The following is an 18,917-nucleotide window of genomic DNA, read 5'->3' as shown; positions in this document are numbered from 1 at the left end:
GGGCCGAGATTCGGGCTACTGACGGAAATCTGACAGCTGACTAGTCAAGCAACCGCTGGTGACCTTCGCGCGAAGGTGCCGGTCGGCTTCGGAACTTTCGGCGAGCCGGTGGCGTGCCGGGGCTGCGGGGACGCGTACGGGAAATGGCTGTGCTGGAGATCGACGAGCGACGTGGCTGCTGGTGAGGGCTATGTGGATCCTTCGCGGGGGGTGATGTTCGCGCGATGGTCATCGGATTGAAATATCTGAGTGATGCACTTGACGCACGGCGCGAATAGCAAGGGCGGCATGCAACTTGCACGCGCGGTTCGCCGTGCAAGTTGCATGTTTGCGCCGCTGCTCGCGCCGCTGCTCCGTCGCTGTGGCAATTGATTTGATCGTCGGCTGGATTTCATTCACGGACGTTTCTGCGATGTGGGAAGTCCGGTCTTCCAGTCGATCACCGGAAGTGGAACTCTTCTAGCCAGCAGTAACGCCAGCGACACGGACGGTGGTGGTAACGAATGCGCCCAGACGTTCTGGTCGGTCCTAGCGAGTGGGTAATCGAGCAGTTCGGCGACAGGGTCGCCGGCGAGCTGTGGACCCGGGTTCCGGAGGCGTTGAGCACCGCGATCGACCGGGAGATCCACACCCATCCCGCCATGACCCAGACCATGGAACGAGTACTCGCGAATCCGCGATGGCCGCTTCCCTACGAGGAGCTCGTACTGTTCCTCGGCACGCTGCCCGGTGCCGAGATCATCAGTGTTCCCCGGTCCGTTTACCAGCTCGTCGTCATCAACGGGCACGTCGTCGTGCCGTGGTGCTACGGCCAGTCCGCCCGCTATTCCATGCGGGACGCCCCGGTCGGCCGCTCGTTCGGCCGGCTCGCGCGAGAGTTGTTGCGCCGCTTCGGACCGCCTTGGCGGAGGTCGCAAGCCGAGATGCCGCTCCCGCTCGACGCCGTCGACGAGCGTGAGGTCGCCAAGATCTGTGCGGCCATCGCGACCATCGACCCGAAGCCCGAGGTCGTGATCGCCGGGTGGGCCGGTGCACCGCATCTCGGCCTGCTGCGGGCCTGCCTCGGTGAGGTCAAGTCCACCGACAACGGCACGCTCAACTGGAGCCACATGGACGATCTGCCGCTGCCGCCTCCGGTCATCCCTCGGCCCCGGCGCATGCAGTTCGACTGATCACGAGGACCCCGGCCCCGAGCGGCCGGGGTCCTCCGCGCCGGCGGCGGTTTAGCCTGCGTGCGGGTGGGAAACGGCATCCCATGGAACGTGGCAGCAGTAAGCACTCGCCCCGCGTCGACGATGAGATGAGCCAGGAGATCCGCGGCACGGTCCAAGGCGTCAACGACGGACGTGCCGAGGAATGGCGCCAGGCCGAACCGCCGGGCGAGGACCAACCGGACGCGGCGGAGATCCTCGACGACTCCGAGGGGGAGGCGTTCAGCAGGTTCGGCCGCTACATCGGTCTCGCCGCGCTGCCCGGCCGCAAGGACGGGCTCAAGCGCAGCGCCGAGAACCTCGACGCACCCGACGACGTGCTCGCGGCCCTTGACCGGCTGCCGGGCGACGTCGAATACCCGAACGTCCACGAGATCTGGGAGGCCGTCGGCCGCCACACGGGCTGAGCGGCCGCGCGCTCAGCCGGATCCGGGGTTTCCGGCTGGCATTCATGGCTGCAGCTGCGTTGTGGCGAACACTTCGTGGCGGGCCCGCATGTCGGCGTACGCGGCCAGGACCAGCGGGGCGATCACCACGCCGGACAACACCGAAACGGCCGTCGAGACGATGGCCGCGAAGATGCCGGCGCCGGTGCTGACGTCGTCGCCGCCGGCGAAATAGCCGCCGCCGATGAGCGAGGTCAGCGCATTCTCCACCAGGCCGAACACCACGCTCACCGCGAAGATCGTGGCGATCCGGCCCAGCGCCGGGCCGGTCTGCGCGTGCACGAGCCGGAAGCAGCGGGCGATCGCGTTGGTGCGCTCCAGGAGCACGACCGCGGGCAGGATCATGAAGACCAGCGAGACGTAGATGCCCGGCAGGACACAGAGCGCGATGCCCACCAGGATCATCAGCCCGCCCAGGATGCCCCAGCCGAGCATGGCCGCGGCCCGGCTCAGACCGGCCCGCAGCGCCCATCCGACCGACATCTGATGGCCGGTCACGTGCTGCACCAGCACGTGCAGCGTGGCCAGCGTGGTGACCAGCCCGAGCAGGAACGTCACCGCGATGACCGGCAGCCCGACCAGGATGAACGCCGTGAGATCGCCATCGGAGCCGGTGTCCTCCGCCTGGCCGGCCAGGTTGGACACGATGGTGATGATCAGCAGCGGGATCGCCCACAGCAACTGGATCATGACCAGTGGCCGCCAGGTCGCCGAGAGCAGCCGCATCGACCGGTTCCACCAGCCGTTGAAGTCCGCGCTGACGAGCGGGTCGTCGGGCGCGGGGAACGGCGTCTGAGGTTGACCGTAAGGGCCGTACGGAATGTCGCTCAACGCCGCTCCCAAGATATCGACGCAGATTAGTAGCCATCACCTTACCGTGATGCGACAACCCCGGAGAGTCTTCGAGCGTGGTCCGCCTAAACTACGGAGGATGTCCGAGGAGTCGCCCACGACGATCCGCGACAGGGCGGTCGCCGTCGCCGACTACCTCCTTGCCGTGCGCGCGCAGATGGAGCGTCCGGCCCGCGTGATCCCGGCCGACGCCCACCTTCTCGACGCGCTGCCCGACCATCCGGCCTGCGAGCTGGGCCCGGCCGCCGACGGCACGTCCTGGCTGCGCGTGGGTCTGCCCGACCTGCCGCCGCCGCCACCGGTCCCACCCGCGCTCCGCAGCCGCCTGCGCGGGGACGCGGGCAATATGGACGCCGACAATCCTGAAGACCCCGAATTTCAGAGCTGGCGCGACCAGATCTGGCGCCCCTGGGCGTACCAGACGGGCGAGGCCGAGAAAACCCGCCTCCTGCACCGCCGCCTCTTCGACCTCATGCACCAGCTCGACATGACCGCCGCCACCACCGAGCTGGTCTGGGGCCACGGCCTGCTGGACACCGTGGTCAACGGCGAGCGCGTGCACTATCCCCTGGTCGCGACCCCGATGCTGATCGAGTACGACCCCGACCGCTCGTTGATCTCGGTCTCCCCGGCGGGCCCGAGCCGGCTCCAGACCGACGCGCTCACCGGCCTCGACGAGCGCTACCTCCGCCAGCTCCTGGCCCTGGCCGGCCCGGCCGGCACCATCGAGACCGACCTCTGGGACGCCGAGCAGCGCCACGACCTGTTCACCCGGGCCGAGAAGCGGCTCGGCCTCGACGGCGGCGTGCGTAGGGACGCCGCCGTCCTGTTCGCCCGGCCGAAACAGCGGCTGCTGCGCGGCTTCCTGGAAAACCTGCGGGACCGCCTGCTCAACGGTGACACCGCGAGCATCGGCGCGCTGGCCGCGATCGTCGCCCACGAGCCCAGCCGGCTGCGCATGCCCGACGACCACCCGAAGGAGTGGGCGCGGGTCGGCGAGCGCCTGCTCATGCCGCTGCCCACCAACGAGGCCCAGGAGTCGATCGCGCGTCGCCTGGCGCACCATCGCAACGTCGCGGTCCAGGGTCCGCCCGGCACCGGCAAGACGCACACGATCCGCAACCTGATCAGCCACCTCATGGCGAACGGCAAGCGGGTCCTGGTGGTCGCCCAGAAGGAGGACCCGCTGCGGGTGCTCCGCGACGGCCTGCCCGAGGAGATCCGCTCGCTCTGCCTGGCCGTGCTCGGCCGCACCACCGATCAGCTCGTGCAGCTCCAGCTCGCCGCCCGTGAGCTGGCCGACCGCGCGGCGACCCTGGACAAGGAGGCGGAGGCCCGACGGGTCGAGCGGCTCACCCGCACGCTGGAGGACGCCGAACGCGAGCTGGCCCGGGCGTTGAGCGGCCTGCGCGCGGTCGCCGAGAACGAGGCGGTGACGTACCCGATCGACGGCGTTCCGCAGACGCCCGTCGAGGTGGGTGCCTGGCTGCGCGAGCACGCCACCACGCGAGCCGGCATCCCGGACCCGGTGGTGGGGCCGCCGCCGTTGTCCTCCGACGAGTTCGGCACGCTGCTGCGCCTCGCCGCCGAGCTGTCCCCGCACGATCGTCAGGCGGCGCCGAAGCCGCTGCCGGAGACCGCCGATCTTCCCGACGCGTCCGCCGTGCGGGACCGGCGAGCCGAGCGCGACGCACTCTCGGCGCAGGTGTCGCGCTTGGCCGATCAAGGGCTCGACCTTCCCCGCGTACGCCTGGAGGACCTCACCGCCCTGCGCGACGATCTCCGGGAGGCGCTCGCCTGGCTGCGCCGCCGCGAGGGTGGCTGGACGGATCGCCTCGGCCGGCTGCTCAACGACCCGCACTGGCGTCAGGTGTGGACCGATCACGTGACCGCGACCGAGGCGCTGCTGGCCGAGCTGGCGACCCAGACCCGCACGCTCGCCGGGCACCGCGTCGAGATTCCCGAGGCGTACGCGTCGGAACCGAAACGCCTGCTGGCCCAGCTCGCCGAGATCAGGCAGCGGTTCGCGTCCGGCCGTGGCCTGAGCCGACTGCTGCAGGCGCAGCTCTATCGCCTGGCCGACGACGTGCGGGTGGACGACGAGCCGTTGCGCACGGTCGAGGACGTCGACGTCGCGCAGGCGTGGGTCAACCGGCAGCGGACCAGGCGCCGGCTCGGCGACCACTGGTCGGAGTGGATCGACCGGCTGGCGATTCCGGCCCCGGCCGGCGATCCCGAGCTCTGGGCGGGCACGCTGCTGGCCGACGCGGGTCAATCGTTGGATTGGGACGTACGCCATTGGCCCGCCCTCGCCGCGCGCCTGGCGGCCGTGGTCCCGCAGCACGATCTCGACCTGGACCCGCCGTCGCTGGCCCGGGTGGCCGACCTGCTCGACGAGGCGCCCGCCGTGCCGGCCCTCGACGCGCTCGTCGACGAGGACGCCGACGTGGCCGCCCGGCTCGCGCCCTGGCCGCATCTCGCCGCGGCCTGGCCGAGCCTGGACGGCTGGGACGAGGCGATCGCCGAGGTCCGCCGGCTCACCGGGCTGCGCGGCGATGTCGCGCGCTTCGCCGAGCTGCGGGACCGGCTCGCGGCCGCCGCGCCCGAGTGGGCCGGCCTGATCGACGCCGGGCGGGTGCCGCCGGTCTCCGGCCGGGCCTGCCTGGACGCGTGGGGCTGGCGGCACGCGCAGACCTGGTTCGACGAGGTGATCGGCACCGTCGACCCGGCGGTGCTGGCCAAGCGGGTGGAGAACGCCCGCGAGAAGATCCGGCGCCGCACCGCCGAGCTCGTGGTCGCCTCGGCGTGGCTGGAGGTCTCGCGCAGCCTGGACGACCGGCGGCGGGCCGCTCTGGCCGACTGGACCACGGCCCTTCGCAAGATCGGCAAGGGCACCGGCCGGACCGCGGCGGCATGGCAGGCACACGCGCAGCGGGCCATGGAATCGGCGGTGGCGGCGGTCCCGGTCTGGGTCATGTCGGTGGACCGGGCGATCGAGCAGTTCGCCGGCGGCGCCCACTTCGACGTGGTGATCGTCGACGAGGCGTCGCAGGCCGACCTGTTCGCGCTGCCGGTGCTCTCGCTCGCGGACCGGGCCGTGGTGGTCGGCGACGATCAGCAGATCGGGCCGCAGCTCGGCTTCGTCGGCACGGTGTCCGCGCTGATCCGCAGCCATCTCGGGGACGTGCCGTCGGCCGAGCATTTCGACCCGGAGTCCTCGCTGTACGACCACGCGGTGCGGCGGTCGCCGGAGCGGATCCTGCTGACCGAGCATTTCCGGTGCGTTCCGCAGATCATCGAGTTCTCGTCGCGGCATTACTACGACGGCAAGATCATGCCGTTGCGCGCCGACCGGCCGAGCCTGGCGCCTTTGCGGACGGTGTTCCTGCCCGAAGGCGTACGGCAGCAATTGTCTGGTTTTGGCGATGTGAACGTGGCCGAGGCGGAGGCGCTGACGCGACAGGTCGCCGAAATCGTGAAAAATCCGGAATATGGCGGCAAGACGCTGGGCGTGATCTCGCTGCTCAGCACCAGTGGCCAGGCCGGGTACCTGCTGCACCTGCTGCGCGAGACGATCGGCGAGGACGAGATCCAGGCACGCCGGATGCGGGTCGGCGACGCGTACACGTTCCAGGGCGACGAACGCAACGTCGTGCTGGTGTCGATGGTCGTCTCGGACAACGATCCGCGGGTCGCCGCGTTCACCAAGCGCGAATACCACCGGCGGATCAATGTGGCCGCCTCCCGCGCCCGCGACCAGCTGTGGATCTTCCATTCGGTACGCCCCGGGTCCCTGCTCGCCGACGACGCCCGCGCCCTGCTGCTGACCTACGCGGCGAACGTCTTCGACGTGGCGGTGCCGGCTCAGCTTGACTTGTGCGAGAGCGACTTCGAGCGCGACGTCTTCAAGCGCCTAACCGCGCGCGGCTTCCGCCCGATCCCGCAGTTCCGGATCGGCGCGTACCGCATCGACTTCGTGCTGAACGCCCCGGACGGCCGGCGTCTCGCGATCGAGTGCGACGGCGACGCCTACCACGGCCCGGAGCAGTGGGAGAGCGACATGCGCCGGCAGTCGGTGCTGGAACGCGTCGGCAACTGCGTCTTCGTGCGCATCCGGGGCAGCATCTTCGCCCGCTCGCCGGAGGCCGCCATGCACCCGGTCTGGCAGCGCATCGACGAGCTCGGCATCGTCCCGGCCGGCCGGGACGAACTATCCCGGCTCCTGCGCCCGGTCCTCGACTAGGTGCTCGATGCGGGCCTGCACCCGGCAGTAATTCGCGAGCAGCCCGACCAGCGCCGGGCCGTCGATCAGCTCCAGCGGGCGACCGGCCACCGCCTCGTACGCCTCCGGGTCGATGCCGTTGAGCGAGACCAGGATGCCCTTCGTCGCACCGGTCGCCTCGACGGCCCCGGCCAGAGCGTGCACCTTCCCCGCGCCCGCCGAGTGCTCCCGGGTCGCGTAGACGATCACCGTGCCGCCGAAGATCGGTCGCGGGTCGGTCGCGCGCCAGCGCAGGCCCGAATCGGTGGTGGCCGCCCCGTTCATCTCCAGGCCCATCACCCCGAACAGGTCGGTGAGCTGCTGCTCCCATGCCTGGTCGGTCAGCGTGAGCAGGTTGGGCCGCTCGTCGATCTCGGCGAGCACGTTGAACTCCTCGGTGAAGTCGCGGTCCGCGTCCCGGTCGAAATCGATCTTCGTGGTGACGCCGGCCAGCTCGTCCGGGGCCGTGGACAGGGCGCCCTGCAGATGCTTGACGCAGGCGACCGCGTCGACGCGGCGCAGCTTGATCGCGGCGAACGTGTCCCGGCTCGTCTTCACCGAGACCAGGCAGGGCCGGACGAACTCGCCGGTACGCCGATCGATCGTGTCGACGATGCCGTTGAACGACACCTGCCCGACCAGCGCGCCCCGGTCCGCCTCGATGACCTCGTGAATCGTGCGCAGCGAGACCTTCGCGATGATGTCGACGTACCGCTGGCGGATCTCGAACTCGTCGCGCGGGATCGCGGTCAGATCATCACGTACCAGGTCGAACCGGTACTCCTTGACGATCGGGATGACCTCGATCGGCGGCAGGTGATACTCGATCAGCAGGTGCTTCTGCTTCGGCAGGTACGCCAGGCGGAAGTGCTGCGGGAAGTCGTCCGGATACACCGAGTTACCGAGAACCATGGCGAAATACTCCACCACCGAGGACGGGTCGGCGGCGGCCACCGCGGCCGCGAAGCGATCAACCTCGGCGTTGTAGGCGGTGCGCTGCGCCTCGTACTTGCCGACCTTTTCCTCGTACGCCCTCCGGAGCCGGGCGAGCTGCCGTTTGCGCCGCTCTTCCGCCTCCGCCCAGCGGCCACGCGCGTCGTCGTAGGCCTTGCGCGCGTTGTTCGTCTGATGCTGGTGCAGCCGGTCGCCGCCGATGATCTTTCCCACACCGCGCGGCTGCGGCGGCACGTAACTGGTCCAGCTCGGTTCCGGCAACGGCCGCCCGAGGGGTCCCGGGTCGAACGGCGGCACCGTCAGCGGCTTCTTGAACTGCTGAAGATCGATGTGATCGTCCACGTCGAGGGTGGAGAGCAGCAGCGCGTCCAGGGCGCTGAGCCGGGCCCGCACCTCGGCGTTGGCCGCGGCAGCGTCCGCCGAGCGGGCCTCCGTGTACAGCCGCTGGCGCTCCCGCTGGCGTTCCATGTCGGACGCCGCCTGCTGGGCCGCCGCGATGGCCAGGTCGGCGTTGCGCCGGATCCGCTCACGCTGCTGCGTGGCGGCGGTTTGCGCCTGGTGCTCCGCGGCCGCCTGCGTGGCGGCTACGCGTTGCATGTCCCGAATGATCCCCATGCCGAGTCCTCGCTCACCGAGTGGTCCAAACGCCACCATATCCATCGGTTCGCGATCGAGTTCTTGTCGTCGCCGAACGTGAATGGCCTACGCATCAGGGGGTAGGAGTCGCAGAAGGTTCCACAATCAGCACGGGCAGTAACTGTCCGTCATGGAGATGACGATATTCCACGTCCAAAACTACGCAGCGCAGTGGTCATCCGATCGGTTAATTCCCTACTCTGATCGGGCGAGGACCTGCACTTGAGGATTTTGTTGGGGAAGCGCTCAAAACATTGATGCGCGCGTCCACTGTTATATCGGGCCCGTGACGGGTCGTAATAGTCGAGGGGTTTCAACACGGTCCGGGGGGAGGTGGCGGACGCATGGCGGCACCCGAGGAGCGCCCGCGGCTTCAGCCTGCCCTCCCGGAGCCACGGCAACCGGCCGAGGACCGGGGCCCGGCGTGGTTCTCGTACACCGCGGCCGGCGATCAGATCGTCTGGTCCGGCGCGCTGCGCGCGATGATCGGCGAGCCGCCGCACCAGGACGAGGTCAGCCGCAAGGTCCTCGCCCGGTACGTGCACCGCGACGACCACGCGAAGGCGCTCGGCGCGATCACCCAGGCCTGGACCAGCCGCGAGCCGGTGCAGACGACCTTGCGGCTGATGCGCGCGGACGGCGGCTGGTTCGACGTCGACTGCCGGTTCGAGCCGGTCAAGAGCCCGGACGGCACGGTCCGCGGCATCCGCGGCACGGTCGCCGACGTGACCGCCCGCGAGCGTGCCCGTCGCGAGGTCGCCCGGCTGGCCCGCCGCGGCGAGACCGTGCAGTCCACGCTGATCGACCCGGACCCGGCCACCGGACTGCTCACCCGGGCCCGCTTCGCCGACGAGATCGACCGCGCCCAGCGCCGGGGCGGCGGCGCCGTACTGGTCATCCGGGTGCAGCCGGACCGCAACGGAGGCGAGGACGACACCGCGCGCCCGGATCGCAACGCCGACCTGCTGCACCGCGCCGCCCGGGTGCTGGAGGGCGTGGCCCAGCAGAGCGCCCAGGTCGGCCGGGTCGGCGCCAACGAGATCGGCCTGCTGCTGGCCGGCGTCTCCTGGCCGATGGCCCGCCGGGAGGCCGAGCTGCTGGTCGAGGCGGTGCGGTCGCAGACGTTCGTGCTGCCGGACACGTGGCTGCACGCGCTGGCCTGGGGCGGGTTGGTCCGATTCACTCCGGACGGCGAGGCGGGCAGCCACGAGCTGCTCATCGACGCCGAGCACGCTTGGCGCGAGTCGCGCGAATCGGACAAGACGCTCACCACGATCGCTCATCCGGTGCCGGTGCGCGATCGGCAGGGGTCGTATCGCAGCCGGGTCGCCGACGCGCTCGGCACCGACCGGTTCACGCTGTACGCCCAGCCGATCCTGGAACTGCAGACCAACGAGGTGACCCGGCACGAATTGCTGCTGCGGGTGCTCGACGAGGCGTACGGGCCGCAATCGCCGACGCAGGTGCTGGACACGGCCGAGCGGCTGGACGCCGTCTACGACATCGACCTGTGGGTCGTGGAGCGGGCCATGCAGCTCGCCGCCGACCAGCCGGACAGGGCCCTGCAGATCAACCTGTCCGGCCGCTCGGTCGGCGATCCGCGGCTCACCGACGAGGTGGTCCGGCTGATCGACGAGTACCGCGTGAAGCCCGAACAGCTCACCTTCGAGATCACCGAGACGGCGCTGATCGGCAACCTGAGCGAGGCGCGCCGCTTCGCGGACCGGATCCGCGACCTGGGCTGCGAGCTCGCGCTGGACGACTTCGGCTCGGGCTACGCGTCGTTCCGCTACCTGCGGATCTTCCCGATCGACCTGGTCAAGATCGACGGCGAGTACGTGGTCGACCTGGTGGACAATCCGCAGGACCAGGTGCTCGTGCGCGCCCTGGTGCAGGTGTGCCAGGCGTACGGGATCCGGACCGTGGCCGAGTTCGTCCAGGACGAGCCCACCCTGCGCCTGCTGCGGGAGCTGGGCGTCGACTACGTCCAGGGCTACCTGATCGGCAAGCCGTCCCCGGTGCTGCTGCCCCACCGGTGAGGGTCTTCGATTGCGTCGACCATTAACCTTCCTACATGGACCAGCCGCGGTGGTTGAGCGACGACCAACAGCAGACATGGCGTCAGTTCGTCGAGGTGCTCGTCAAGGTCCCGGCGGCGCTTGAGACACAGCTGCAGCGTGACGCCGGGCTGACCCACATGGGGTACATCGTGCTGTCCACCCTCTCCGAGCGCCCCGACCGGCGGCTGGCGATGAGCCGGCTGGCCAAGAAGGTGAGCGCCTCACTGTCCCGCCTGTCGCACGTGGTGGCGCGGCTGGAGGGCCAGGGGTGGGTGCGCCGCGAGCGCGATCCCGGCGACGGCCGGGTGCAGATCGCGGTGCTGACCGACCTCGGCTACGACAAGGTGGTCGACTCCGCGCCCGGGCACGCGGAAGCGGTGCAGAAGCTGGTGTTCGACCGGCTCACCGCGGCCCAGGTGCGGCAGCTCGCGAAGGTGGCCGAGTCGCTGCTGGAGTCTCCGTTGGATGTTTGACGGTCTTAACCTGTGTGAATGACTCAGCGAGTGCGTGGCGTGATCGCCCGTGACAAGGGCGCCAAGGTGGAGACGACGACGATCCTGGTGCCCGACCCGGGTCCCGGCGAGGCCGTCGTCAAGATCCAGACATCCGGGGTGTGCCACACCGACCTGCACTATCGGCATGGCGGCATCACCGACGACTACCCGTTCCTGCTCGGGCACGAGGCGGCCGGGACGGTCGAGTCGGTCGGCCCGGACGTCACCGGACTCGCGCCGGGCGACTTCGTGGTCCTGAACTGGCGGGCCGTCTGCGGCACCTGTCGTGCCTGCTTACGGGGCAAACCGTGGTATTGCTTCGCGACGCACAACGCCAAGCAGAAGATGACGCTGGAGGACGGCACGGTGCTGACGCCGGCGCTCGGGATCGGCGCGTTCGCCGAGAAGACGCTGGTCGCCGCCGGACAATGCACAAAGGTCGATCCGCAGGCCCGCGCCGCCGCGGTGGGATTGCTCGGCTGCGGTGTGATGGCCGGGATCGGGGCGGCGCTCAACACCGGCGGCGTGACCCGGGGCGACTCGGTCGCGGTGATCGGCTGCGGCGGGGTCGGGGACGGGGCCGTGGTGGGGGCGCAGCTGGCCGGCGCTACGACGATCATCGCGGTGGACACCGACGACCAGAAGCTCGAGTGGGCGCGCAAGTTCGGGGCCACCCACACGGTCAACGCGAGGTCGGCCGACGTCGTCGCCTCGATCAGGGAGCTGACCGGGGGCTTCGGGGCGGACGTCGTGATCGAGGCGGTGGGGCGCCCGGAGACGTACGAGCAAGCCTTTTATGCCCGTGATCTGGCCGGCACGCTGGTGCTGGTCGGCGTCCCGACGCCGGACATGAAGCTGGAGCTGCCGCTGCTGGAGGTGTTCGCGCGCGGCGGGGCGCTGAAGTCCAGCTGGTACGGCGACTGCCTGCCGACCCGGGACTTCCCGATGCTGACGTCGCTGTTCCTGCAGGGCCGCCTGGACCTGGGCGCGTTCGTCTCCGAGGAGATCACGCTGGACGACGTGGAGGACGCGTTCGCCCGGATGACCACCGGCGGCGTGCTCCGCTCGGTGGTCGTCCTCTAGGCCGCTCTCGCGTAGGCGGGCACCGACCTGTCCGCCAGCAGGTCCAGGGCGAGGGCCGCGGTCCAGCTGAACGCCGGCGCGCCGAGGCCCTTCCCGCTGATCGGGTGGAAATACTCGAAGTGGCCGTTGCGGTGCACCAGCCGCATCATCGCGGTGCGCAGGTCCTCGGCCTCGTCCATCCGGCCGTGCACGAGCAGGCCGCGGCGCAGCAGCCAGTTCATGTTGATCCAGATCGGGCCGCGCCAATACCGCAGCGTGTCGAAGCCGGGCGCCGTCCGGTCGTAGCTGGGCACCGGCAGCTCGGTCTGCTCCGGCAGGCCGAACCGCGGCGAGCGGGCCTCGGCCACGATCGCCTCGACGTGCTCGGGGTCCAGATCCGGCAGCATCAGCGGGATCAGCCCGCTCACGCAATGCTCCGGGCTGAGGGTGCCGGTGCGCACGTCCCGCGCGTGGAACGTGCCGGTCGCCGGGTTCCGCAGGTGCTTGACGATGGCCGTGGTGATCCGGTGCGCCCGCTCGCGGTGCGCGTCCGCCTCGGCCGGCATGCCCAGCTCACCGGCGATCTGCGCGAGCGCGAGCTCGGCCGAGGCGAGGATCGTGTTGAACGACGGGCACTCCACCGCGAACGCGTGCCGGGCGCTGTCCGAGTAGCCCTCGTCGCGATAGCTGATCACGAGACCGATGTACCGCGCGTAGTCCACGTCGGTCGGCCGGTGCGTGGCGTCGGCGACCTCCAGGTCTCGCCGTCTGTGCGTGGCCAGCAGCGACATGTCGGCCGGCACGTTGGCCATCGCGGCGTCCCAGGCCGGGCTGTTGTCCAGACCGGACTCCCACGGGTGCACGATGGCGGCCAGCCCGGAGCCGCTGAGATTCCGGCTGACCAGCAGGTATTCCTGCTGCGCGACCAGCCTCGGGTAGAGCCACTCCAGCTCGATGCGCGCCTCGTGCGCGCAGGTCGCGCCGTGCGCCGACGCGTGCCGGTAGACCTCCCAGGCGGCGACCGCGTGCAGCGGCGGCTGGACGATGCCGGTGCTGCCGTGCGCCGGGCGCCGGCCGTACGCCGGGACGTCCCAGAACGCGGGGCCGGGGAAATAGTTGTTCTCCGGGGTGGCCGGGTCGAACACGATGTGCGGCACCCGGCCGTCCGGCCACTGGGCCTCGAACAGGCTGCGGAGATCGCGCCAGGCGCGGCTGGGGTTCACATAGGCCAGGCCGACGGCGATGAAGGCCGTGTCCCAGCTCCATTGGTGGGGGTAGAGGCGGCGGGACGGGACCATGTGGTCGCCGGACCAGTTGTCGTCGAGGACGTGGGCAGCGGAATTCCAGAGTTCTGCAGACATCTCAATTGTGAATCGTAGATGAACGGGGAGCGGCGCAGACGCTTACGACGTTACTCTCCGCCACAGCCGGCTCCGTTGGCCGGGGAGGTATGGCGAGTCCAGGCGCTTCGCCACCACGGCGGGCAAACCTTGCGCGCGTGCTGCTTCCACCGCGAATTCTCCGCCTCCGGGAAAATACGGCGGGGTCTGCCAATTCGGACCTTCGATGCCGAGACCTTCGAGCAACTCCCGTCGCTCCGCGTAACGGACCCGTTCCGCTGTCGCGTGCCCCTCCAGCCACAACAGGTCGTACGCCAGAAACTGCACCGGGGTCCGCTCGGCCGCCCGTCTCGCCGCCGCCGCGTCCCTCGGCGCCGTGCGCCTCTCCAGCAGCCGGGCGTCGGGTCGCGCGCCGTCGAACGCCACGATCTCGCCGTCCAGCACGGCCTCGGTCGGCGCGAGCGCCGGACCCATCGCCCGGACCTCCGGATACCAGCTGGTCACATCGGTCCCGCTCGCGTCGAGCAGACGCACCCGGCCACCGCTCACGTACGCCTCGACCCGGCGCCCACCCCAGCCCATCTCGTACGCCCACTCGTCGTCATCGGCGGGCAGTGCCTCGGTTTCGACGGCGAGCATGGGGCTTATCCGGTCGGGCATCGGTTCCCAGCCGGGTTCGGGCGGGTCCATCCGGCGGACCATCCAGTCCGCGCCGTCGGTCTGGAAGAAGATGTACCGCCCGTTGGTGCGGTCGCCGTGAAAGGTCACGCCGATCTCGTCGTCGCGCCACTTGTCGGTTTCGTAGGTGCCGCTGTCGAAGATCGTCATCCGGCCGCCGCCGTACTCGCCGGCCGGGATCTCGCCGTCGAAGACCAGATACTCCAGCGGGTGGTCCTCGGTGTGCTTGGCCAGGTTGTTGCGCTCGCGGTCGCGCGGGAGACCGCGCGGGACGGCGAAGCTGACCAGGACGCCGTCGCGTTCCAGACGCACGTCCCAGTGCAGGCTGCGGGCGTGGTGCTGCTGGATGACGAAGCGCTGCCGTTGGGTCTCGGCGGGGTGGCTGTCCGGGATCGGCTCGGGGGTGCGCGCGGCGTCTCGCTTGCGGCGGTATTCGTCGAGCCGGTCCGTCATGGGTTCATTCTTGTCGTACCCCTCTGGCAGGGTGAACTCATGTACGACGAACGAGCGTCGATGCTGCCGCACGTGGTCGCCTGGTGGAGTTCGGCTCGAGCGGGCGAGCGGAAACGCATCCTGCCGGACGGCTGCCTCGACATCATCTGGCGCGACGGCACGGTCTTCGTCGCGGGTCCGGACACGACGGCCCAGGTGTCCGCCATGCCGGTGGGCACCCGGTGCTTCGCGCTGCGGTTCGGGTCGGGTACCGGCCCGGGCGTGCTCGGCGTGCCGGCCTCCGAGCTCGTCGATGCTCAGGTGCCGCTGGACAGTTTGTGGCCCGCGGCCGCGGTGCGCCGGCTCGCCGAGGCGGCCGACCCGCTGGCCGCGCTCGAGGCCGCCGCGGCACGGCGCTGGCGGGAGCCGGATCGGGCGATGGTCGCGCTCGCCGGGGCCGCGCGGCGCGGGCTGCCGGTCGGGGCGATTGCCGAGCGGCTCGAGCTGAGCGCCCGCCAGCTGCAACGGCGAAGCAATCTCGCGTTCGGGTACGGACCGAAGGTCCTGCATCGGGTCTACCGGTTGCAGCGGGCGGTCGCGCTCGCGCGTGACGGGCAGCCGTTCGCCGCCGTGTCGGCCGACGCGGGATACGCCGACCAGGCCCATCTCGCCCGTGAGGTGCGGGCGATGGCCGGCGTCCCGCTGGGTGCGCTGCTGGCCGTCTAGCTCTTCGGCAGCCAGGCGAACAGTTCGACCTGGTAACCGTCCGGGTCTTTCAGCACCGCGTAACGCTGTCCCCATTCGGCGTCCCAGGGCGCCCTCGTGGTGACATATCCGGCATCTGACAGGTCGGCGTAAACCTTGTCGACCTCGCTCGCGTGTTCACAGAGGAAGGCCAGGCTCGGACCGTTCTTCGGCCCGGCCGAATCGGGTTGCGCGTCGAACATCAGCCGGATGCCGCCGGGCAGCGTGGCCTCGGCGTGCGGCCCGTGATCGCTCTCGGCCGGGATGTCCAAGCCGAGCCGCCGATAGAACTTCAGGGAGGTTGCCATGTCGGCCACCGCCAGGCCGATTGCATCGAAGGTTGGTGACATGCCGTCGACGCTACTGGGGGAAAGCATGGTCGTCTTGAACATATCGGACGCGTCGATGATCGCGGGTTTCCCGATCTCGTGGCTCGGGGTAGTGTCTTGGCTCCGACGCGTGTCCGACCGGTGGGAGGCATTGCAGCGATGAGGTTGCGCATCCTCGTGGTGGGCGCCGGTATCGCCGGTCTGGCCGTGGCTCGTTCCTTGCGGCTCGCCGGCTATCGGCCCGATGTCGTCGAAGCGCTACCGGCCAGCACCGTGCCGGGTGCCGGCATCTATCTCCCCGGGAACGCCGCACGCGCCCTGCGCCAGCTCGGGCTCGACGCCCCGCTTCGGCCGCTCGGCGACCTCATCTTCCGGCAGGTGTTCCTCGACTCGCGCGGGCGCGGGCTGTTCGAGATGGACGTCGCCGGGCTCTGGGCCGGGGTCGGCGAGTCCCGCGCGCTGTCCCGGGCCGACCTGCAGCAGGTCCTGCTCACCGGAGTCGGCGGCGAGGTGCGCTACGAGACCGGCGTACGGGATCTGGAGGTCTTCGACAGCGCCGCCAAGGTGGAGTTCTCGGACGGCGGGGTCGCCGAGTACGACCTGGTCGTCGGGGCGGACGGGCGGCGTTCGACGATCCGGGCCAAGTCCGGGCTGGGCGGTCCGGCGGTCCCGACCGGACAGATCGTCTACCGCTCGGTGGTCGCCGGGGGCCCGCCGCTCAGCGACTGGACGGCGCTGCTCGGGCGCCGGTCGTCCTTCGTGGCGATGCCGATGGGCGGGCGCAAGCAGTACTGCTATATCGACGAGACGGCGCCGGACGCGCCGAACCCCGCGGATCCGCTCGCGCACCTGCGCGACCAGTTCGGGGCCTTCGGCGGGCCGGTGCCGGCGATCCTGGACGCGATGGAGACGGTGTCGGTCGCCCGCACCGATGAAGTGGTCCTCGACACGTGGTCGCGCGGGCCGGTCGTGCTGGTCGGTGACGCCGCACACGCGACGGCGCCGACGCTCGCCCAGGGGGCCGCGATGTCGTTCGAGGACGCGGTGGTGCTCGCCGACGAGCTGCGCAAGTCCCCGGAGGACGTGGGGGCGGCCCTGCGGGCGTACGAAAACCGCCGCCGACCTCGGTGCGGAGAAGTTCGTGACCGTACCAGGGAGCGCGACCGCACACGTGATGTTCCGCCCGCCTTGCGGGATCCGATGCTCCGTCGTCGCGGCCTGCGGATCTTCGCCGAGCACTATCGCGAGCTCGTACAGCCGCTATAGGCGAAGACCTCTTTGGTAACCCCGCGCCCGGACAGGGTCCGTGGGGGACTATTCTGCCTGCGAGGTACGCCTACTAGATCAAGACGTGCCGAGCGGTACGAACGAGACGACGGAGGCTATCCGTGACGACCGTTGCGCCTAAGCCGATCGTGACCAGGCCCTATCCGGTCCGACGGCAGGTCAAGGGTTCGGCGATCGCCAGGATCCTGCGCACGACGGACGCGAAGCAGATCGGGATCATGTACATGATCACGGCCTTCGTGTTCTTCATGCTGGGTGGCCTGATGGCACTGCTGATGCGCGCCGAGCTTGCTCGGCCGGGCATGCAGTTCCTCTCGCCGGAGCAGTACAACCAGCTGTTCACGATGCACGGCACGATCATGCTGCTGTTCTTCGCGACGCCCATCGTCTTCGCCTTCGCGAACTTCGTGGTGCCGATCCAGATCGGCGCGCCGGATGTGTCGTTCCCGCGGCTTAACTCGTTCGCCTACTGGCTGTACCTGTTCGGTGGTATAACGACGATCAGCGGCTTCGTGACGCCGGGCGGCGCGGCCGACTTCGGCTGGTTCGCATACACGCCGCTGAGCGACTCGCTGCACTCGCCCGGCATGGGCGGAAACCTCTGGGTGGTCGGCCTGGCCCTGTCCGGACTCGGCACCATCCTCGGCGGCGTCAACATGATCACCACGATCCTGACGCTGCGCGCGCCGGGCATGACGATGTTCCGCATGCCGATCCTGACGTGGAACATCCTGGTCACCAGCCTGCTGGTGGTCATGGTCTTCCCGTTCTTCGCGGCCGCGCTGTTCGCCCTCGCCGCCGACCGCATCCTCGGCGCCCACGTCTTCGACGTGAATACCGGCGGTCCACTGCTCTGGCAGCACCTCTTCTGGTTCTTCGGCCATCCCGAGGTGTACATCGTGGCGTTGCCGTTCTTCGGCATCATCACCGAAGTCATCCCGGTGTTCAGCCGCAAGCCGGTCTTCGGCTACAAGGGCCTGGTCGCCGCGACCCTGCTGATCGCCGCGCTGTCGATGTCCGTGTGGGCCCACCACATGTTCGTGACCGGCCAGGTGCTGCTGCCGTTCTTCAGCTTCCTGAGCTTCCTCATCGCGGTGCCGACCGGCATGAAGTTCTTCGTGTGGATCGGCACGATGTGGAGGGGCCAGATAAGTTTCGAGACACCGATGATGTTCGCGATCGGCTTCCTGGTCACGTTCCTCTTCGGTGGCCTCTCCGGCGTGCTGCTCGCGGCCCCGCCGATCGACTTCCACGTCTCCGACTCGTACTTCGTGATCGCCCACTTCCACTACGTGCTGTTCGGTACGATCGTGTTCGCGGTGTTCTCGGGCATATATTTCTGGTTCCCGAAGATGTTCGGCAGAATGCTCGACGACCGGCTGGGCAAGGTGCATTTCTGGCTGACGTTCATCGGCTTCCACGGCACGTTCCTGGTCCAGCACTGGCTCGGCACCGAGGGCATGCCCCGCCGGTATGCTGACTACCTGCCGAGCGACGGCTTCACGTTCCTGAACACGTTCTCGACGATCGGCTCCTTCGTCCTCGGATTGTCGACGCTGCCGTTCATCTACAACGTGTGGAAGTCGTACAAGACCGGCCAGGTCGTGACGGTCGACGACCCGTGGGGCCACGGCAACTCCCTCGAGTGGGCCACGTCCTCACCGCCGCCGCTCCGCAACTTCGACCGCATGCCCCGGATCCGCTCCGAGCGGCCGGCCTTCGACGCGAAGTTCCCCGAGCTGGCCGCCGGGGAGCAGTCGATTGCCGGGCCGCCTGAGGGTGGGGCGCGGGTTTTGACCCGCGATTCCGACGGTGGCGCTTCGTACCACGAGGACATCTCCGACCCGCGCGACCATTAGTCGCAGCCTTTCCGGCCCGCTCCCCGCTGTTTGGGGGCGGGCCGTTTTGCTGTTCGCCCTTGGGGCTGTCACGGCTTTCTCACGCTTGGACGGTGGGGGGACGAGGGTGCCCCATCACGGCTTGGTGGATCGCTTTTATGCCGTGATGGGGCACCCTCGTCCCCCCACCTTGCATGGTGTCAGGTGGCGGCTGAGCGGTGGCTTTCTCGCTGCTTCGTGCATGGCTGGCCTGGCCGGTCCCCTTGCGGTGAATGATCCGGCTGCCGCGCTGG

At 69.7% G+C, this 18,917-nt stretch carries 14 protein-coding genes; 9 read left to right on the top strand and 5 right to left on the bottom strand.

Annotation, left to right across the window (positions count from 1 at the left end):
- The first annotated feature begins 503 nt into the window (after positions 1–503).
- Positions 504–1,172, top strand: a complete 669-nt coding sequence (locus tag HH310_RS06595) for a hypothetical protein (RefSeq protein ID WP_169174522.1) — start codon at positions 504–506, stop codon at positions 1,170–1,172.
- A gap of 83 nt (positions 1,173–1,255) precedes the next feature.
- Complete coding sequence (locus HH310_RS06590) at positions 1,256–1,618, top strand: DUF2795 domain-containing protein (protein ID WP_169174521.1); 363 nt, start codon at positions 1,256–1,258, stop codon at positions 1,616–1,618.
- Between the two features lie 42 nt (positions 1,619–1,660).
- On the opposite strand, the gene HH310_RS06585 is transcribed toward HH310_RS06590, so the two are convergent.
- Positions 1,661–2,488, bottom strand: a complete 828-nt coding sequence (locus tag HH310_RS06585; RefSeq protein ID WP_169174520.1) for a hypothetical protein — start codon at positions 2,486–2,488, stop codon at positions 1,661–1,663.
- Between the two features lie 100 nt (positions 2,489–2,588).
- Between HH310_RS06585 and HH310_RS06580 the strand changes: the two genes are divergently transcribed.
- Positions 2,589–6,752: an AAA domain-containing protein gene (locus HH310_RS06580; protein WP_169174519.1), complete on the top strand. Its 4,164-nt coding sequence runs from the start codon at positions 2,589–2,591 to the stop codon at positions 6,750–6,752.
- Here the strand turns inward: HH310_RS06580 and HH310_RS06575 are convergent.
- On the bottom strand, positions 6,720–8,339 hold the full coding sequence (locus tag HH310_RS06575; protein ID WP_169174518.1) for a restriction endonuclease: 1,620 nt from the start codon (positions 8,337–8,339) through the stop codon (positions 6,720–6,722). The two genes, HH310_RS06580 and HH310_RS06575, sit on opposite strands and share 33 nt — an antisense overlap.
- Before the next feature lie 365 nt (positions 8,340–8,704).
- On the opposite strand from HH310_RS06575, the gene HH310_RS06570 reads away from it, so the two are divergent.
- The 3 genes from HH310_RS06570 to HH310_RS06560 are packed head-to-tail and all read left to right on the top strand — an operon-like array spanning position 8,705 to position 11,997.
- On the top strand, positions 8,705–10,399 hold the full coding sequence (locus HH310_RS06570) for an EAL domain-containing protein (RefSeq protein ID WP_169174517.1): 1,695 nt from the start codon (positions 8,705–8,707) through the stop codon (positions 10,397–10,399).
- Positions 10,400–10,434: 35 nt separating this feature from the next.
- Positions 10,435–10,893 carry a MarR family winged helix-turn-helix transcriptional regulator gene (locus HH310_RS06565; protein WP_169174516.1) on the top strand — a complete coding sequence of 153 codons (459 nt, stop codon included), beginning with the start codon at positions 10,435–10,437 and terminating at the stop codon, positions 10,891–10,893.
- Between the two features lie 18 nt (positions 10,894–10,911).
- The gene (locus tag HH310_RS06560) at positions 10,912–11,997 is read left to right on the top strand and encodes an S-(hydroxymethyl)mycothiol dehydrogenase (protein ID WP_169174515.1); all 1,086 of its coding nucleotides are present in this window, start codon (positions 10,912–10,914) and stop codon (positions 11,995–11,997) included.
- Here HH310_RS06560 and HH310_RS06555 read toward each other — a convergent pair.
- Both HH310_RS06555 and HH310_RS06550 read right to left on the bottom strand, forming a co-directional pair.
- Positions 11,994–13,337 (bottom strand): MGH1-like glycoside hydrolase domain-containing protein, encoded by a 1,344-nt coding sequence (locus HH310_RS06555; RefSeq protein WP_169174514.1) that lies wholly within the window; start codon positions 13,335–13,337, stop codon positions 11,994–11,996. The two genes, HH310_RS06560 and HH310_RS06555, sit on opposite strands and share 4 nt — an antisense overlap.
- 42 nt (positions 13,338–13,379) lie before the next feature.
- A complete protein-coding gene (locus HH310_RS06550; protein WP_169174513.1) occupies positions 13,380–14,447 on the bottom strand; it encodes a DNA polymerase ligase N-terminal domain-containing protein in 1,068 nt (355 codons plus the stop codon).
- A 39-nt stretch (positions 14,448–14,486) separates the two neighbouring features.
- Here HH310_RS06550 and HH310_RS06545 point away from each other — a divergent pair, with 39 nt between their 5' ends.
- The gene (locus HH310_RS06545) at positions 14,487–15,152 is read left to right on the top strand and encodes an AraC family transcriptional regulator (protein WP_169174512.1); all 666 of its coding nucleotides are present in this window, start codon (positions 14,487–14,489) and stop codon (positions 15,150–15,152) included.
- Here HH310_RS06545 and HH310_RS06540 read toward each other — a convergent pair.
- On the bottom strand, positions 15,149–15,520 hold the full coding sequence (locus HH310_RS06540) for a VOC family protein (protein ID WP_211191863.1): 372 nt from the start codon (positions 15,518–15,520) through the stop codon (positions 15,149–15,151). The two genes, HH310_RS06545 and HH310_RS06540, sit on opposite strands and share 4 nt — an antisense overlap.
- Before the next feature lie 129 nt (positions 15,521–15,649).
- On the opposite strand from HH310_RS06540, the gene HH310_RS06535 reads away from it, so the two are divergent.
- Positions 15,650–16,765 (top strand): FAD-dependent monooxygenase, encoded by a 1,116-nt coding sequence (locus HH310_RS06535; protein WP_396027499.1) that lies wholly within the window; start codon positions 15,650–15,652, stop codon positions 16,763–16,765.
- Positions 16,766–16,887: 122 nt separating this feature from the next.
- Positions 16,888–18,645: a cytochrome c oxidase subunit I gene (gene ctaD / locus HH310_RS06530; protein WP_169174509.1), complete on the top strand. Its 1,758-nt coding sequence runs from the start codon at positions 16,888–16,890 to the stop codon at positions 18,643–18,645.
- Positions 18,646–18,917 lie beyond the last annotated feature (272 nt).

This window comes from Actinoplanes sp. TBRC 11911 (assembly GCF_012933445.1).
Lineage (GTDB): Bacteria > Actinomycetota > Actinomycetes > Mycobacteriales > Micromonosporaceae > Actinoplanes.
This window is presented reverse-complemented; position numbering and strand designations above follow the sequence as displayed.

What these genes read in the sequence shown, in the direction of transcription:
- HH310_RS06555 (WP_169174514.1), bottom strand. Translation starts at nt 13,337, where the DNA reads ATGTCTGCAGAACTCTGGAATTCCGCTGCCCACGTCCTCGACGACAAC.
- HH310_RS06550 (WP_169174513.1), bottom strand. Translation starts at nt 14,447, where the DNA reads ATGACGGACCGGCTCGACGAATACCGCCGCAAGCGAGACGCCGCGCGC.
- HH310_RS06545 (WP_169174512.1), top strand. Translation starts at nt 14,487, where the DNA reads ATGTACGACGAACGAGCGTCGATGCTGCCGCACGTGGTCGCCTGGTGG.
- HH310_RS06580 (WP_169174519.1), top strand. Translation starts at nt 2,589, where the DNA reads ATGTCCGAGGAGTCGCCCACGACGATCCGCGACAGGGCGGTCGCCGTC.
- HH310_RS06570 (WP_169174517.1), top strand. Translation starts at nt 8,705, where the DNA reads ATGGCGGCACCCGAGGAGCGCCCGCGGCTTCAGCCTGCCCTCCCGGAG.
- HH310_RS06565 (WP_169174516.1), top strand. Translation starts at nt 10,435, where the DNA reads ATGGACCAGCCGCGGTGGTTGAGCGACGACCAACAGCAGACATGGCGT.
- HH310_RS06595 (WP_169174522.1), top strand. Translation starts at nt 504, where the DNA reads ATGCGCCCAGACGTTCTGGTCGGTCCTAGCGAGTGGGTAATCGAGCAG.
- HH310_RS06590 (WP_169174521.1), top strand. Translation starts at nt 1,256, where the DNA reads ATGGAACGTGGCAGCAGTAAGCACTCGCCCCGCGTCGACGATGAGATG.
- HH310_RS06560 (WP_169174515.1), top strand. Translation starts at nt 10,912, where the DNA reads ATGACTCAGCGAGTGCGTGGCGTGATCGCCCGTGACAAGGGCGCCAAG.
- HH310_RS06575 (WP_169174518.1), bottom strand. Translation starts at nt 8,339, where the DNA reads ATGGGGATCATTCGGGACATGCAACGCGTAGCCGCCACGCAGGCGGCC.
- HH310_RS06540 (WP_211191863.1), bottom strand. Translation starts at nt 15,520, where the DNA reads ATGTCACCAACCTTCGATGCAATCGGCCTGGCGGTGGCCGACATGGCA.